14 protein-coding genes are annotated in these 14326 nt (G+C 72.1%); 9 read left to right on the top strand and 5 right to left on the bottom strand.

All coding sequences use genetic code 11. From position 1 onward, the window contains the following. The first annotated feature begins 33 nt into the window (after positions 1 to 33). From ACWD10_RS05930 to ACWD10_RS05910, 5 genes are all read left to right on the top strand, one after another. Positions 34 to 549 (top strand): MarR family winged helix-turn-helix transcriptional regulator, encoded by a 516-nt coding sequence (locus ACWD10_RS05930; RefSeq protein WP_451087460.1) that lies wholly within the window; start codon positions 34 to 36, stop codon positions 547 to 549. A 201-nt stretch (positions 550 to 750) separates the two neighbouring features. Then, positions 751 to 1170: a Fur family transcriptional regulator gene (locus ACWD10_RS05925; protein WP_451087458.1), complete on the top strand. Its 420-nt coding sequence runs from the start codon at positions 751 to 753 to the stop codon at positions 1168 to 1170. Positions 1171 to 1344: 174 nt separating this feature from the next. Next, positions 1345 to 1614 carry a hypothetical protein gene (locus tag ACWD10_RS05920; protein WP_451087456.1) on the top strand — a complete coding sequence of 90 codons (270 nt, stop codon included), beginning with the start codon at positions 1345 to 1347 and terminating at the stop codon, positions 1612 to 1614. A 74-nt stretch (positions 1615 to 1688) separates the two neighbouring features. Then, a complete protein-coding gene (locus ACWD10_RS05915; RefSeq protein ID WP_451087454.1) occupies positions 1689 to 2129 on the top strand; it encodes a (2Fe-2S) ferredoxin domain-containing protein in 441 nt (146 codons plus the stop codon). A gap of 122 nt (positions 2130 to 2251) precedes the next feature. Further along, positions 2252 to 3037, top strand: a complete 786-nt coding sequence (locus ACWD10_RS05910) for a dioxygenase family protein (protein ID WP_451087452.1) — start codon at positions 2252 to 2254, stop codon at positions 3035 to 3037. Positions 3038 to 3066: 29 nt separating this feature from the next. Here the strand turns inward: ACWD10_RS05910 and ACWD10_RS05905 are convergent, their stop codons facing one another. After that, a complete protein-coding gene (locus tag ACWD10_RS05905) occupies positions 3067 to 3411 on the bottom strand; it encodes an STAS domain-containing protein (protein WP_451087450.1) in 345 nt (114 codons plus the stop codon). Positions 3412 to 3940: 529 nt separating this feature from the next. Between ACWD10_RS05905 and ACWD10_RS05900 the strand changes: the two genes are divergently transcribed. Next, on the top strand, positions 3941 to 5203 hold the full coding sequence (locus ACWD10_RS05900; protein WP_451087448.1) for an MAB_1171c family putative transporter: 1263 nt from the start codon (positions 3941 to 3943) through the stop codon (positions 5201 to 5203). Between the two features lie 22 nt (positions 5204 to 5225). Here the strand turns inward: ACWD10_RS05900 and ACWD10_RS05895 are convergent, their stop codons facing one another. Together ACWD10_RS05895 and ACWD10_RS05890 are read right to left on the bottom strand one after the other, a co-directional pair. Then, the gene (locus ACWD10_RS05895; RefSeq protein ID WP_451087446.1) at positions 5226 to 6941 is read right to left on the bottom strand and encodes an FG-GAP repeat domain-containing protein; all 1716 of its coding nucleotides are present in this window, start codon (positions 6939 to 6941) and stop codon (positions 5226 to 5228) included. Positions 6942 to 7043: 102 nt separating this feature from the next. Further along, positions 7044 to 7796, bottom strand: coding sequence for a class I SAM-dependent methyltransferase (locus ACWD10_RS05890; RefSeq protein WP_451087444.1), 753 nt, complete (start codon positions 7794 to 7796; stop codon positions 7044 to 7046). Positions 7797 to 7950: 154 nt separating this feature from the next. Here ACWD10_RS05890 and ACWD10_RS05885 point away from each other — a divergent pair, with 154 nt between their 5' ends. Beyond that, positions 7951 to 8793 (top strand): NAD(P)H-dependent oxidoreductase, encoded by an 843-nt coding sequence (locus tag ACWD10_RS05885; RefSeq protein WP_451087442.1) that lies wholly within the window; start codon positions 7951 to 7953, stop codon positions 8791 to 8793. Between the two features lie 28 nt (positions 8794 to 8821). On the opposite strand, the gene ACWD10_RS05880 is transcribed toward ACWD10_RS05885, so the two are convergent. Then, positions 8822 to 9442 (bottom strand): hypothetical protein, encoded by a 621-nt coding sequence (locus tag ACWD10_RS05880; RefSeq protein WP_451087440.1) that lies wholly within the window; start codon positions 9440 to 9442, stop codon positions 8822 to 8824. Positions 9443 to 9648: 206 nt separating this feature from the next. Between ACWD10_RS05880 and ACWD10_RS05875 the strand changes: the two genes are divergently transcribed. Both ACWD10_RS05875 and ACWD10_RS05870 read left to right on the top strand, forming a co-directional pair. Beyond that, entirely contained in the window at positions 9649 to 10920 is a 1272-nt protein-coding gene (locus ACWD10_RS05875) for a lactonase family protein (RefSeq protein ID WP_451087438.1), read from the top strand. A gap of 266 nt (positions 10921 to 11186) precedes the next feature. Further along, on the top strand, positions 11187 to 12704 hold the full coding sequence (locus ACWD10_RS05870; RefSeq protein ID WP_451087436.1) for a PP2C family protein-serine/threonine phosphatase: 1518 nt from the start codon (positions 11187 to 11189) through the stop codon (positions 12702 to 12704). Positions 12705 to 12794: 90 nt separating this feature from the next. On the opposite strand, the gene ACWD10_RS05865 is transcribed toward ACWD10_RS05870, so the two are convergent. Then, positions 12795 to 14303 carry a DNA-binding protein NsdB gene (locus ACWD10_RS05865; RefSeq protein WP_451087434.1) on the bottom strand — a complete coding sequence of 503 codons (1509 nt, stop codon included), beginning with the start codon at positions 14301 to 14303 and terminating at the stop codon, positions 12795 to 12797. Positions 14304 to 14326 lie beyond the last annotated feature (23 nt).

Below are 14326 nucleotides of genomic sequence, written 5' to 3'. Positions count from 1 at the left end.
AGTTTGGATTCCCAAACTGTCTAGACTCGCAGTATGCCGCACCAGCAGAAGCCCCGGAACGCGGGGCAGCCCCGCGAGAACCAGCTCCGCGCACCGACCCCGGCGGAGCTCGACGTCATCGGTCTCGTACCGCTCCTGGAACCGCACTTCCGCGGCCCGCTGGTGCACGAGCTGATGCCCGCGAAGCTCCGGGACGCGATGGCGGAGCACAACCTCACGCCCCGCCACGGCGCCGTACTGCCGCACCTCCTCGCGGGCCGACCGCTGACCGTCAGCGAGATCGCCCGCCGCCTTCACGTCTCCCTGCCCACCGCGAGCGAACTCGTCGGCGGACTCAACCGCGCGGGCATCGTCGACCGCACCGAGGACCCGGCCAACCGCCGCCGCATCCTCGTCACCCTCGCCGAGCCATTCCGCCCGGCGCTCGAGACGTTCGTCGCCCGCCGCGGCGAGCCCCTGCTGCGCGCCCTGGACGAACTGACCCCGACCGAACGCGACGGTTTCCTGGCGGGCCTGACGGCATGGGTGCGGGAAGTCCAGCGCGACTAGGCGCTCGACTGCTCGACGTGACACTCGTGCCCCACCAGCCAGACATGAGCGAACACTCATATGGACATGGGAGTCATTTTCAATTAGCGTGGACGGTGGCGACGGCACGTCACGCCATCTGCATCTGCATCTGCATCTGCATCTGCGACAAGTCGCGCCAATCTGCACTGCACAGCCGCGCCGGACAGGGTGAGGGGACCCATGCCTGACCTGATGAACAGCCGGGTGTCCGGCCGGAACACCCGCCAACGGGCCGCCGTGGTGCGGGCCTTGGACTCCTGCGGTGGCTTTGTGTCGGCGCAGGCGTTGCATCTGAAGATGGCGGCGACCGACGCGCCTGTCGGGCTCTCCACCATCTACCGGACCCTGCGCGCCCTCGAGCGCTCCGGGCACGTGGACGTCGTCCGCGACGAGACCGGCGAGCGGCTCTACCGGAAGCGGGCCACGCGCGGGCACAGCCACTATCTGATCTGCCGCGTATGCAGCAAGAGCCACACGGTGGACGCGGAGGTGGTGGAGCAGTGGGCCGAACGCGTCAGCGAACAGAGCGGGTTCGCCGCGGTGGAGCACACCGTCGAGCTCACCGGAGTGTGTCGGCACTGCCACACTGCGGGGAGCTGAATCGCGCCCGCAGCGCAGCTCAGAGCCCCGGGGCCGCGGGGGCGTCTTTCCGGCCTTTGTGGATCAGCCTGCGCCCGCCGCGGAGCGGCTGATGGATGCCGTACCAGGCGTCGCGGGCCTGCAAAGATCAGGGAGACACCCCCGTGCCCCACAGCCGTAGAAGGAGAGGCCCAGATGCTCCACGGTGACCCGACGCCCGGACGGGACCCCCGCACCACCGCACTCCGGGAGCGGATCCGCGGTGTGCTGCGGCTCGACGCGGACACGGCCGTCGTCGTACGGCAGTTGGCCCGCACCGAGCCCGACCGTCCCACGCTGGAGACCGTCGTCGCCGTCCTGCCGATGAGCGGTGCACCGCGCCGCTGGACCCTGCACCGGCCCGTTGCCGAGATCACCGAGGACGACCTGCAGTCGCTGCGCGTCCGTACCCCCGAAGGAGACTGAACGAGGATGGCCGAGGCACGGGACACACGGGTCCCTGGGATATCCGCTCCCCTGACGTCCGGACGGAGCGGCCGGTGAGCGCGTCCGGACCGCGGATCACCATCGGTGCCGCGCGCGAGAGGCCCTGCACGCTTGTGGTGTGCCGGGGCTGCTGCTGCGGCAATCCGCGTAAGTACCCGAAGGACGACCACGCCTGGCAGCTGGACCGGCTCCACGCCGCCGCCGCGGCATCCGGGGGCCGGTTCGCGGTCCGCACCACGGACTGCCTCGGCCCCTGCGACCAGGCGAACGTCCTGGTCGTGCAGCCCTCGGGCGAGGGGCGGCGGCGCGGCGGGCGCGCCGTCTGGATCGGCTGGGCCATGGGTGACTCCGCCACGGACGACATCCTGGCCTGGGCAGAGGCCGGCGGCCCGGGGATGGCAGCCCCCCGGGCCGCCCTGGAGCTCCAGTTCATCCGACCGCCCGGCGAGGCCCGCGCGCGCACCCGCACCGGGGGGCGCCGCGCCCGCCGGTGACCGAGACCCCGAGGCCCTGCCCTCCCCTGCCTCCCCGGACTCGGCGGGGGCAGGGCCTCGGAACCTAGGGCGCCGCTGGAAACTTCTTGAAACTTAAAACATCTCGGCGTACGCTCGACCGTATGAGCACCACCACGACCGCCCGCATGCCCGTCCTCTACCTGAGCCACGGCGCCCCGCCGCTCGCCGACGACGCGCTGTGGCCCGGGCAGCTCGCCGCCTGGTCAGCCGCGCTGCCGCGGCCGCGGGCGGTCCTGATGGTGTCCGCGCACTGGGAGGAGGCGCCGCTCGCGCTCGGCGCGACCGAGACGGTGCCCCTGGTGTACGACTTCTGGGGCTTCCCCGAGCACTACTACCAGGTGATGTACGGTGCGCCCGGCGCGCCCGAACTGGCCGATGCGGTACGGAAATTGCTGCGCACCGCCGGTACCCCGGTGCAGGACATCGCGGACCGGGGGCTCGACCACGGGGCGTATGTCCCCCTCGTGGAGATGTACCCGGACGCCGACGTCCCGGTCCTTCAGATCTCGCTGCCGACCCTCGACCCGCGCCGCCTGATGGAGATCGGGCGCAAGCTCGCACCGCTGCGGGACGCGGGTGTGCTGATCGTCGGCAGCGGCTTCTTCACGCACAATCTGGCCGCGCTGCGGCAGCCCGGAATCCCCGCCTGGTCGGCCGAGTTCGACGCCTGGGGCCGTGAGGCGCTCGACGCGCAGGACGTGGACGCGCTGCTCGACTTCGCACACAAGTCCCCCGCCGGACAGCTCGCACACCCACGCACGGAGCACTTCGCGCCGCTGTTCGTCGCGATGGGCGCGGCGGACGCGGCGGGGGAACTCGGCACCCAGCGGTCGGTCATCGACGGCTTCTGGATGGGCCTCGCGAAGCGCTCGGTGCAGTTCGGCTGACGCCGACTTGGGGCGCGGGCAGTCCGTTCTCAATGGGGCGCGGGCAGTCCGTCCACGACGTCGAAGACCGAGTCCACGCCGGTGAGCCGCAGCACCCGCCAGACCCGCGGCTCGCCCCGGACGAGGCGGACCCGGCCGCCGTGGAACAGCACCCGCTCCCGTATTCGCAGAAGCAGCCGCAGACCGCCCGCATCCAGGAAGGTGACGTCCCTCAGGTCCACGACGACATCCGGCCCGGCGCGGGCGAGTAATACGGCCGCCCGCGGGGCGAGTTCCTGGTCCGCCCAGGCATCCAGCTCGCCGCTCAGGACGAGCACGAAGGCACCGTCCAGCGTGCGGTGATGCAGTTGGAAAGTGCTTTCGTACGTCCCCATGACCACCCCGACCGCCCCTCGTTCGCTACGGAACGTAATCAACTTCTTCCGTGCAGAGCCAGTGCCGGATGCGCGGAACCCGGCCCTCACCGCTGGCATTACCTCCATTGTTCCCGCTCAGAGCGGTTTTCCACCTCATCCGTCAGCCAATGTGTACCACCCCTCGACCCCTTGACAAGGAGCGCGATTCAACTACTCTCTGTAATCGTCGCGTTGAGTGTTCGGGTTCTCTTTTTCGGGCCGGAGTGGGGCGGGTTCGCGCCGAATATGCGGGCCATGGCGCCTCGGGCCCTGTCCTGACCCGTCGGCAATCCGCCGTGTGCCGTGGCGAGTTCGGCAGGTTCGGGGGGCGGAATCAGCCGTCGTCCGGGGCCGCCCGTGCGCGGTGGAACGGCTGATTTCGGCCAGGGCCGGGTGGGTCGGGTCCGGTGCGGGACCCTGAGCGTCCGGTGCTCCGCGGCCGCCCTGGCCAAGCCGTACGGATTGAGAGATCGTCGGAGCGTACTCAGCGGACCGGGAGAACGACGGCGTGCGATCCACCGACTACTACATACCGGCGATCGTCCTGGGAGTGGCCCTCGCCCTCAAGTTGCCCGCGCTGGTCCGGCGCCCGCGCGATCCGCTCCTCTGGTCCCTGTGCCTGCTGATCTTCCTCGACGCCATGGTGTTCACCTTCGCCGCGCCACCCACCATCCAGGCCGTCAACGCCGCGTCGGGCGTGCCCAATCTGGCCGCCCCGCTGACGTATTCGATCGTCACCGCGCTCAGCGCCTCCTGCTGGGTGCTCCTGATCTGCTGGCACAGCGGCGACCCGCACACCGTGCGCCGGGTGACCCGGTGGTGCGCGCTCGGCTTCGCGGCCGTCTCGGTCGCCCTCTTCGTGCTCTTCTTCCTCGGCGAGGCGCCGGTGGAGCGGCTGCGGGACTTCGACACGTACTACGCCACCACGCCCTTCGTACGGGAAATGATCCTGCTGTACCTGGTGGCGTACGGGGCGTCCTGCGTGGGCGTGAGCGTGCTGTGCTGGCGCTGGTCGCGGCGGGTGCGGTCCTGGGTGAAGGGCGGGATGGCCCTGCTGATCTGCGCCTTCACCATCGTGCTCGGCAACGCCGTCTGCAAGCTCGTCGCGGTCGGCGCCCGCTGGACCGGTACCGACTGGGACGTGCTCAGCACCTCGGTCGGGCCACTGCTCGCCGCCGTGGGCGCACCGCTGTGCACCGCGGGCTTCCTGCTGCCGATGGTCGGCCCGCGGTGCGCCCGCGCCTGGACGGACGGGCGCGCCTACCGCCGACTCGGGCCCATGCTGCGGGAGTTGAACTCCCCGCCCCAGGTACGGCCGCACCAGGTGTCGCTCGCCCCCTGGGCCTCCATGACGCTGCGCGTGATGCGGCGCAAGACCGCCATCCACGACGGGCTGCTGCGCCTCGGCCCGTATCTGGACGACCGGATCCGGACCGAGGCGAGCGCGGCGGCGCGCTGCGCGGGCCAGTCCGAGCAGGCCGCCGCCATCGTGGGCTCGGCCGCGATGATCGCCGCGGCGGTGCAGACCGAGCGCCGGGGGCTGCGGGACGGGACGGCGATGGCGGCGCACCGCGGTCCCGATGCCTTCCCCGGTGCCTGTCCCGATGCCGGTCCCGATGCGCGTCCCGATGCCTTCTCCGGCGCCTTGACCTACTCCCGCACGGCCAAGACCGCGGATCTCCAGCGGATTTCGCAGGCCCTGCACAGCTCCGCGATCGTGGCTCGGTTCCGGCGGGAGGCGGCCGCCGAGGGGGAACGGGAGCGGGTCTGAGGCGTTTGACGTGTGTGGCTGCTCAGCTGCCGCCGAAGTCCTTCGTCGGCACGAAGTGGCGGTCCGTGGTGGACGGGCCGCTCTTCGTGCCGCGCAGGATCCAGTAACCGGCGTCCTTGCGGGGCTTGTTGAAGCCGAACGTGCCGATAAGCAGCTCGTCGCGGCCGTCCGTGTCCAGGTCCGCGAAGTACAGGTCCCAGCCGAAGAAGTCCCGGTCCCCGCCGTGTTGCGGCTTGCCGCCGAGTCCGATGGCGTACCGGTCGATCGTCACCGTACGCCCGGCGCCGAGGCCGCCCTCGCCCGCGAGCAGCACCGCGACCCGGCCGACCCGGCGGTCCTTGCCCCGGGACAGGACGGCGGCGTCGTCGCGGCCGTCGCCGTTGGCGTCCCCCACGGCGACGTCGGGTGAGGTCCCGATCCCGTCGACGCCGGTGGCGGCGCGTCCGTGGCCGGGGCCGCGCGCGCTGCCGTACACCGCGACGCCCTCGCCGTCCACGCGGCGGGCCAGGAGATCGGCCCGGCCGTCGCCGTCGAAGTCCCCGACGGCAAGCGGGTCGGCGCCGTCCGCGCCACCGGGCGACGCACCGGTGATGCCGGGCACCGCCCCGGCGGGCGTGAGGCCCTTGGCGGTGCCCCGGTAGCAGGTGGCGTCGAGGACGTCCTGCGGCATGTCCTCCTCGAAGCGCACGTCCTCCTCGTCGTACGACGCCCGGGTCACCAGGTCGTCCCGGCCGTCCCCGTCGAAGTCGCCGACCTGCGTCGTGGCGATCGACGCCCACCCGTCGTACCCGACATCGAGCTCCGCCGTGGTGCGCGGCGTGCCGCGGTCCCGGCCCAGCGGTCCGAAGCGGACGGTGGCGAGGGGGTGTCTCTCCGATCTTTGCGGATCAGCCCGCGCCCGCCGCGGAGCGGCTGATGGATGCAGTTGGTGCGGTGCATCGGCGTCCGGCCGGATCGCCCTCGTACTGGGCGTACGTGGGTGATTCGGCCGTGCGGCGAGGTGCCGTGCCAGGCGTCGCGGGCCCGCATGGATCGGGGAGACACCCCCTAGCTGCGGCTCCCGCTCGTAGCCGCTGCCGGGGGCGCCGAGGGTGAGCAGGTCGAGGGCGCCGTCGCCGTCGAAGTCGCCGATGCCGGTGACCGGGTCGAGTCCGGCGGGGAGCTTCGTGACGCCCGCGGGGCCGTCCGCGCCGCCCCAGACGATGCGCTGGTCCCGCCTGGACTTGCCGTCCGGGTCGCTGAGTTCGTTGTGGACCAGGACGTCGGCGTACCCGTCGTCGTCGAGGTCGCCGGTGAACTGCTTCGACCGGTCGTACGAGATCGGGGAGCTGTCGACCCGTGGGTCCGGCGGGGCGTAGCGCTCGGCGAGGCGCAGGGCGCGGGACGGTTCGAGGCCGCCACGTGCGGCCGGGGCGACGAAGCGGTTGTTGTGCCAGTCGCCGCCCACCTTCGGCTGCCGGTACCAGCCGTTGACGAACGCGTCGGCGTGCCCATCGCCGTTGAAGTCGTCCCGGTTCACCGCGCCGCCGTCCCGCTCGCCCGCGGGTGCCGACGACGATGTGGGCTGCGCGCCGTCGGTACCGCCGCTGCTGTCCCCGTTCGCGTTCCCCTTGGCGCCTCCGGTGGCGCTGCAACCGGTGGCGAGCAGCGCGGCCGCGCAGAGCAGGGCGGCCGCTGCGGTGGCGGTACCGGGGCGAGGGCTGGGGTGCGGGCTGGGACGGGGGCGGCGTCGTGGCATGGAGCCAAGTGTTCGCGACGCAGCTCACGGGCCCATAACGGCCCCATCCCATAACGGGTCGGCCTCACAACAGGTCGGCCCCATAACGGGTCCGTCAGCAGGTCAGCGTTTCCAGGCCGCCACCAGGCGGCACTTCGGGCTGCCGTCGGGCAGCCGGCCGAACTCCTCCAGTGGGTGCAGCCGTACCGTGAACCCGGCCCGCTCCAGGTCGGCCCGGACCGGGCCGAGCCGGAAGGTCCGGTAGTACATCACGAACGGCGGCCGCCACAGCAGGTTCCGCACCCGCATGACCCCGTCGAAGCCCAACAGCGCCCAGAACAGAAGGGAGTTCGGCGGCGTGGGCGCCCCCAGCGGAAAGGCGAACAGGCCTCCGGGGCGCAGCGCGCGGTGCACCCCGGCGAACACCGCGGGCCGCTCGGCGGGCAGAAAGTGCCCGAACGCGCCGAAGCTGACGGTCAGGTCGTACGCGGAGTCGAACGGCAACGCGCGGGCATCGGCCCTGACCCAATCGACCCGGGGCCCCTTCCCCTCCGGCCGCCCGGCATCCCGTACCGCCGAAGGTACCGCCGCGCGTGCCTGAGCCAGCATGCCCGCACTGAAGTCGACACCCGTGACCCGCTCCCGGCACAGCGGCCACAGCATCTCCACCCCGGCCCCGGTGCCGCAGCAGAGGTCGAGCCCGGCGTCGAACGGGCCCAGGTCCTCGAGCGCCCGGGCGGTCGCGTCGAGGAAGCGGTCGGGGGTACGGAACGGCGTCCGGTCGAACTTCGGCGCGAGCAGGTCGTAGCCGCGCTGGACGGAGGAGAGTGCCTGGACGGCCAGTTCGCGCAGCGTAGGGCCCCGGGACGTGAACATGCCGCCACAGTAGCCGCCGGGCGGGGCCAGGGTCGCGGGCCTGGTGATCGGTTGCCGTTGGTCAGATGCTTGACCAAATGCTTGGCCAGATGCTTACGAAAGCTGGCTATCCGGCCAGTGGTCGCTCGGTCGCCCGGCGAGCAGCATCAAAGGCATGAGAATTCTGTGGATCTTCGCGCACCCCGACCGCCGCTCCCTCAACGGTTCGCTGCTCACCGAGGGCCTGCGGACCCTCGACGAGCTCGGCCACGAGCACCAGGTGTCCGACCTGTACGCCATGGGCTGGAAGGCCGTGGTCGACGGCACCGACTTCGCGTACGACGAGGCGACACCGCGCGAGCGGCTTTACGTCGGCGCGGAGCAGGAACAGGCCTTCGGGGCGGGCACGTTGAGCGCCGACATCCGGGCCGAGCAGGAGAAGATCGCCTGGGCGGACGTGCTGGTGTTCCAGTTCCCGCTCTGGTGGTTCGGGCCGCCCGCGATCCTGAAGGGCTGGTTCGACCGGGTCCTGGTGCAGGGCTTCGCCTTCGGGCTCCAGGACGAGCACGGTACGACCCTTCGGTACGGCGACGGGGGCCTGGCCGGGAAGCGGGCGCTGATCGTCACATCGGTCGGGGCGCGCGAGTCGAGCTTCGGGCCGCGGGGCATCCACGGCCATCTGGACGAGGTGCTGTTCCCGCTGCTTCACGGCACGTTCTGGTACACGGGGATGGCCCCGCTCGCCCCCTTCGCCGTATACGGGGCGGACCGGATGACTCCGGACGGCCTCGCCCGGAACGCGGCCGCACTCCGGGAGCGCCTCGCCACCCTCGGCACCGCCGAGCCGCTGCCCTTCCGGACCGAGACGGGCGGCGACTACGACAAGGACCTGGTGCTGCACCCCGCCATCGAGCCGGACCGCACGGGCCTCGCGGTCCACCGGACCCACCCGGACCCCGCGACCGACCCCGTCCACGCGACCGGGGACACGCACACCGCGGCGGCGGTGGCCGCCTGACTCCGGCGCATCCCCTTGCCACTGGTCGTCAGCGCGCGATTCTCGCGGTGATCAGCGCGCTCTTGTGGCCGAACACGGCGTCGCCGGGCTCGAAGATCCGCTGGCCGAATGTCTCGTTGACCGCCGTGGCCGCCTCGACGCTCAGCTTGATGTCGGAGCCGACGAAGGCCGCATTCGTCGCCGAGTCGATCCATACCTTCGCCGGGTCGATGGTGTACGTGCCGAGCGGGATGCGCGTGGCGGCTCCATTGAGCACGGCGGAGGCGGTGCCGTCCTTCAGGTCGGCGCGACTCTCGGTGAACTCGATCTTGCGGCCGTCGTCGTCGATGAAGCGCAGGCCGCCGCTGTCGTAGGTGAGCGTCCCGTCGAACGGCATGGGCGTGAGCGAGCCGGTGGTCACGGTGAGGGAGACGCCGTCGCCGGACCGGAGGGGCTGGGCCGGTGTGACGGGGTCCACGCGGATACCGTGCGCGGAAAGTTCCGTGCGCGCCGACTCCGTCAGAGTGAACTCCGTGGTCCCGCCGGTCACCTCCAGCGGCACCGCGGGTACGTCCCGGGCCGACCGAGGCGCGCCCGGGACAGGGGCCGCCGCCGCGGTCACCACAGCACTGACTACGGCGGCAACGGCGACGGCGAGCACTTTGCGCATAGCGTTCCTCTCAACACGGCACAGTCCAGCTCAGCACAACAGGCCCCATGTGGCACGCCACGGGACGCCGCGACCGGAGCGGGACACGGGAGCCGTACCCGCCTATCGCTCGCCGCACACCGCATATCTCCGCGTACCCGACACCCTCGACCCCGCCCCCGATCCCCGGCTTGCCCCGTCAAGGGCCCAGCGGTCAGGGTGGCCGCATGCACGACGACGTACCGCCCCCACACCGCCTCGGGCGGCGCCGTTTCCTCGCGGCGATCGCCGGAGCCGGGGCCCTGACCTCGCTGTCCGCGTGCGGCGGCGCGCAGGAACCGTCCGGCGAGAGCGGCACCGCGACCGAGGGCGGCGGCGCGGCGGGCCGTACGGGTGAGGGCTCCTCCCGGAGCATGAAGCGGCGGCGGCGCGGGCCGCGGCCGCTGCTGATCGGCACGTACACCACGGCCGCGAGCGGGGGCGGGGACGGCGACGGGGACAGCGGGCCGGGCAAGGGCATCGCTCTCGCCACGTACGACAGCGCCACCGGGAAGATCACGGGTGGGCCGACCGTGACCGGCGTGCCCGACCCGTCCTATCTCGCCCTGCACCCCTCGGGGCACACCCTGTACACCGTGAACGAGCAGGAGCAGGGCCGGGTGACCGCCATCCGGCTCGGGCCGGACGGGCGGCACCGGGTGCTCGGCGACCGGGACAGCGGGGGCGCGGGGCCCTGCCATCTGTCCGTGCATCCCGGTGGGCGCTGGCTGCTGAGCGCCCACTACGCCTCCGGCAGTGTCGCCGTGCACCCCATCGAGCGGTCCGGCGCCCTCGGGGAGCGCACCGACCTCGTCACCCACTCCGCGCCGCCGCCCGGGCCGGGCCAGGACGGCCCGCACGCGCACCAGTTCGCCGCGGCGCCCGACGGACGGCATCTGCTCGCCGTGGACCTCGGCACGGACACGGTCTACAGCTACCGGCTCGACCCGAAGGCCGGAACGCTGCGCCGGGTCTCGCACGCCACCGTGCGGCCCGGCGCCGGGCCGCGGCATCTCACGTTCCATCCCTCGGGCCGGTACGCGTATCTGGCCAACGAACTGGACAACACGGTCGTCGTCTGTGCCTATGCCCCAGGCACTGGCCGGATCACACCGGGTGAACCCCAGCCCACCGGTACGGGGCGGGGCACCAGCTTCCCCGCGCAGTTCGCGGTGACGCCCGACGGCGCGTTCGCGTACCTCGCCAACCGCGGCCACAACAGCGTCTCGCGGTTCGCCGTCGAGTCCGGCGGCGCCCGGCTCCGGCTCCTCGACACCGTCCCCGTGGGCGGCGATTTCCCGCGTCACCTGGCCCTTTCTCCCGACGGGGCGCTACTGTTCGCCGCCAACCAGAAGTCGGGCACGGTGACCGTGTTCCGCGTGGACGCGCGCGACGGCCGACTCCGGCCCGCGGGTGCGCCGTTCGCCGCGCCCGCCGCGGTCTGCGCGCTGCCGCTCTAGCACGCACTCCCGGGACCTGGGGCCGCCGGGGCCGTCGGAGCCGTCGAAGGGCCGGGGGAAAGCAGGGGAAGTATCGCTTTCGCGGCCCAACTCACCTTACCCAGAGGTGAATTCAGGCCAAATTCAGCCGAGTCCGGCAGCATATGCCATGAGCACCACCGGATCGGGTGTCGCCAAACCCCTTACAGAGCGTCGTCGCCTGTGCGACAGTCATAACCGGTCCTTCCGTCAGTCTTGGTCGTGCCGCGCCTGTATCGGAGTACGTCATGCCGTCCCCTCGTTTCGCGGACCGCCCCGCCGACCGACCGCCCGAGCGCGGTCCGGTCGACGCGCTCATCACGCAGACGCGCCGCCTGCGCGGCGGCCTCGACGCGGTGCGCCGTGACACCGTCGCGGACGACGACGCCGACCCACGGGACCGCTGGCAGCGCGCCCTGTACCAGCTGGCACTGCACCAGCTGGACGATCTGAACGCGCACCTCGGCCAACTCCGCGACGGCCTGCCGCAGGACGACGCGGACGACCCCGAGGACGACACGGCGTACGACCAAACCTCCTCCCGTGCCCTGGAGTTCGGACACGGCGACGGCCCCGGTCTCCGCCCGGTCCCCGGCCCTCAGCGCCCGCGCGGTGACGGCGCCGCCGCTTCGCGGGGCTCGCTGCTCAGCCGGGTCGGCAGCGCCGAGTGGAACCTCCTGACCGACGAGGTCACCTGGTCCGGCGAGCTCTACCAGATATTCGCCAGGGCCCCGGGGCTGCCCCCGCTCACCCTGGACGAACTGCCCGCCCTCGTCCACGAGGACGACCGTCCTTTACTCACCGCGATGGTGACCGACTGCCTGGTCGACGGGCGGCCCATCGACGGCGAGTTCCGCATCATGCGCCCCGACGGGAGCGAGCGCACGGTGCACATGATGGGCGAGCCCGTGCTCGACGCCGACGGCTGCACCGCCTCGATGTGGGCGGTCCTGCGGGATGTCAGCGAACTGCGCCGAAGCCAGCTGGCGGTGCGCGAGACCCGTGACTCGCTACAGCGCCAGGAGCAGATCGCGCAGACCGAGCACCGGCTTGCGGTCGAGCTGCAGGAAGCCGTGCTGCCGCCGTGGCGCGGCTCCCTGCGGTTCCCGCAGGGCGGCCCGGCCGCCCTCGACCTGGCCGCGCACTATCTGCCGTCCTCGTCCAGCGCGCTGATCGGCGGCGACTGGTACGACGCGCTCGAACTGCCCGACGGCGAGTCCCTGTTGAGCGTCGGCGACCTCACCGGGCACGGCGTGTCCGTGACCTCCGGCATGGCGATGCTGCTCGGCGCGCTGCGCGGCATGGCCGTCGCGGGGGCGCGCCCCGGGCCGCTGCTCGGCTGGCTGAACCAGCTGCTCGACACGTCCGTGCAGCCCGCGCTCGGCTCCGCGGTCTGCTGCCGCTACAACCCGCACACCCGCACCCTGACGTGGGCGCAGGCGGGCCACCCCGCCCCGCTGCTTTTCCGCAACGGGACGGGGCGGGTGCTCACACCACCGGACGGTGTGCTGCTCGGCGCCACCTCGGGTGCGTCGTACGAAGAGGCCGAGGAGCGGTTGGAGCCGGGCGATCTGCTGCTGCTGCACACCGACGGCCTGGTGCCGGGCCGTGACGGCGAGGCCGTGACCGCGCGCCTGCGCGCCCTGGCCCCGCGGTTCACGGAGGCACGCAGCGCGCAGGACTGCGTCCGCTCGGTCGTGGAGGAGTTCGACCGGACCGACCGTGAGGACGACGCCTGCGTACTCGTCGCCCGGCTCGGCGGCTGACAGAACCGCAGACCGACTGACGGCAGCGCCGACCACCGGCCCAACTGCCGTCAGTCAGGCCGTACTCACGTGCCGTCGGTCAAACCGTACTCACGCCTGCATACCCTTCGGCTTCGGCGCGGGCTTGGGCAGCGCGAGCTTGATCTCCTCGCGGAGGTCCTCGATCTTCTGGAAGCCGGAGTACTGCGCCGTGAGCCGGTACATCTCGCGCAGCCGGTCCCAGGTGCGGTGCGAGGAGGTCTCGCCCATGGACACCAGGGCGAGCCGGGCGTACCGGTCGGCCTGCTCCGGGTCGTCGGCGATGAAGCACGCCGAGGCCATCGAGATGTAGTCGAAGATCTGCGAACGCTGGTGGCCGCCACTGCGGAGCGCGAGCGCCTGCTTGGCGTGGCCCTGCGCGACCGCCGACGCGGAGGGGTCGTGCTCGGCGAGCGTGCGGTACGCCAGGGCCTGCATGCCGTGCATGTCCGCCTCGTCGAACATCTGCATCCAACTCGGCGGCGGCACATCGCTCTTGTCCGAGACGAACAGCTCCTCCGCCTCGCCCAGCGTGCGCCGCATCGCCTGGCCGCGGCCCATGGACGCCTGCGCCCAGGCCTCGATGGTGTAGAGCATCGCCTGGGTACGGGGCAGGACTTCGTCCCCGGAGCCGGACTTGGCGAGCTTCATCAGGTCGAGCGCGTCGTCCGGGCGGCCGAGGTGCACCATCTGACGGGCGGCCCGGGACAGGGCCTCGCCGGCCCGCGGCCGGTCGCCGCCTTCGCGGGCCGCGTGCGCGGCGATCACGAAGTACTTCTGGGCGGTGGGTTCGAGGCCGACGTCGTGGGACATCCAGCCCGCGAGGACGGCGAGGTTGGCGGCGACGCCCCACAGGCGGCGCTGCAGATGCTCGGGGTGGTGGTAGGCGAGCATGCCGCCCACCTCGTTCAGCTGGCCCACCACGGCCTTGCGTTGCAGGCCGCCGCCGCGGGCGGCGTCCCAGGCGCGGAACACTTCCACCGAGCGCTCCAGCTCTTCGATCTCCTGCGACCCGATGGGGGCGGCTTCGTAACGGTCGAACCCAACAGGATCGGCGTGCAGGGGGTCGGTGATCCGGGGTGCGTCGGCGGAGAGGGCCGGGTCGGTGTGGAGCCAGTCGTGCATGGCGCTGCTGAGTGCAGATCCTGCGGCGAGCGCGGCGCCCGCGCCCACCAAGCCGCGTCGGTTGAGCATGAGGTCCATTCCCGTGAATTCGGTGAGGACCGCAGCCGTCCGCTCGGGCGCCCAGGGCAGTCCCTCGGGGTTCGCGACGGCGTCGGCGCCGTTCCCGCTCCCCTTGCGCTGCCGTTTTCCCGCGCGCCCGTGCCGGACCAGACCGAGGTCCTCGATGGTCACGACACGGCCGAGTCGCTCGGTGAACAGCGCGGCGAGTACCCGGGGCACCGGATCACGCGGGATCTCTCCCATATCGATCCAACGCCGCACCCGCGAGGTGTCGGTCGCCAGTTGGGGGTGGCCCATGGCCGCCGCCTGCCGGTTGACCAGTCTCGCGAGTTCGCCCTTCGACCAGCCGGTCAGGCCGAACAGATCCTGTAGACGGGTGTTGGGTTCGCTGCTCACGTCAAGCCCCCAGGTTCTCGGCT

The organism is Streptomyces sp. NPDC002851 (assembly GCF_053591935.1).
The sequence above is the reverse complement of the archived record's forward strand: the minus strand, read 5'-3'. Positions and strand labels throughout refer to the sequence as shown.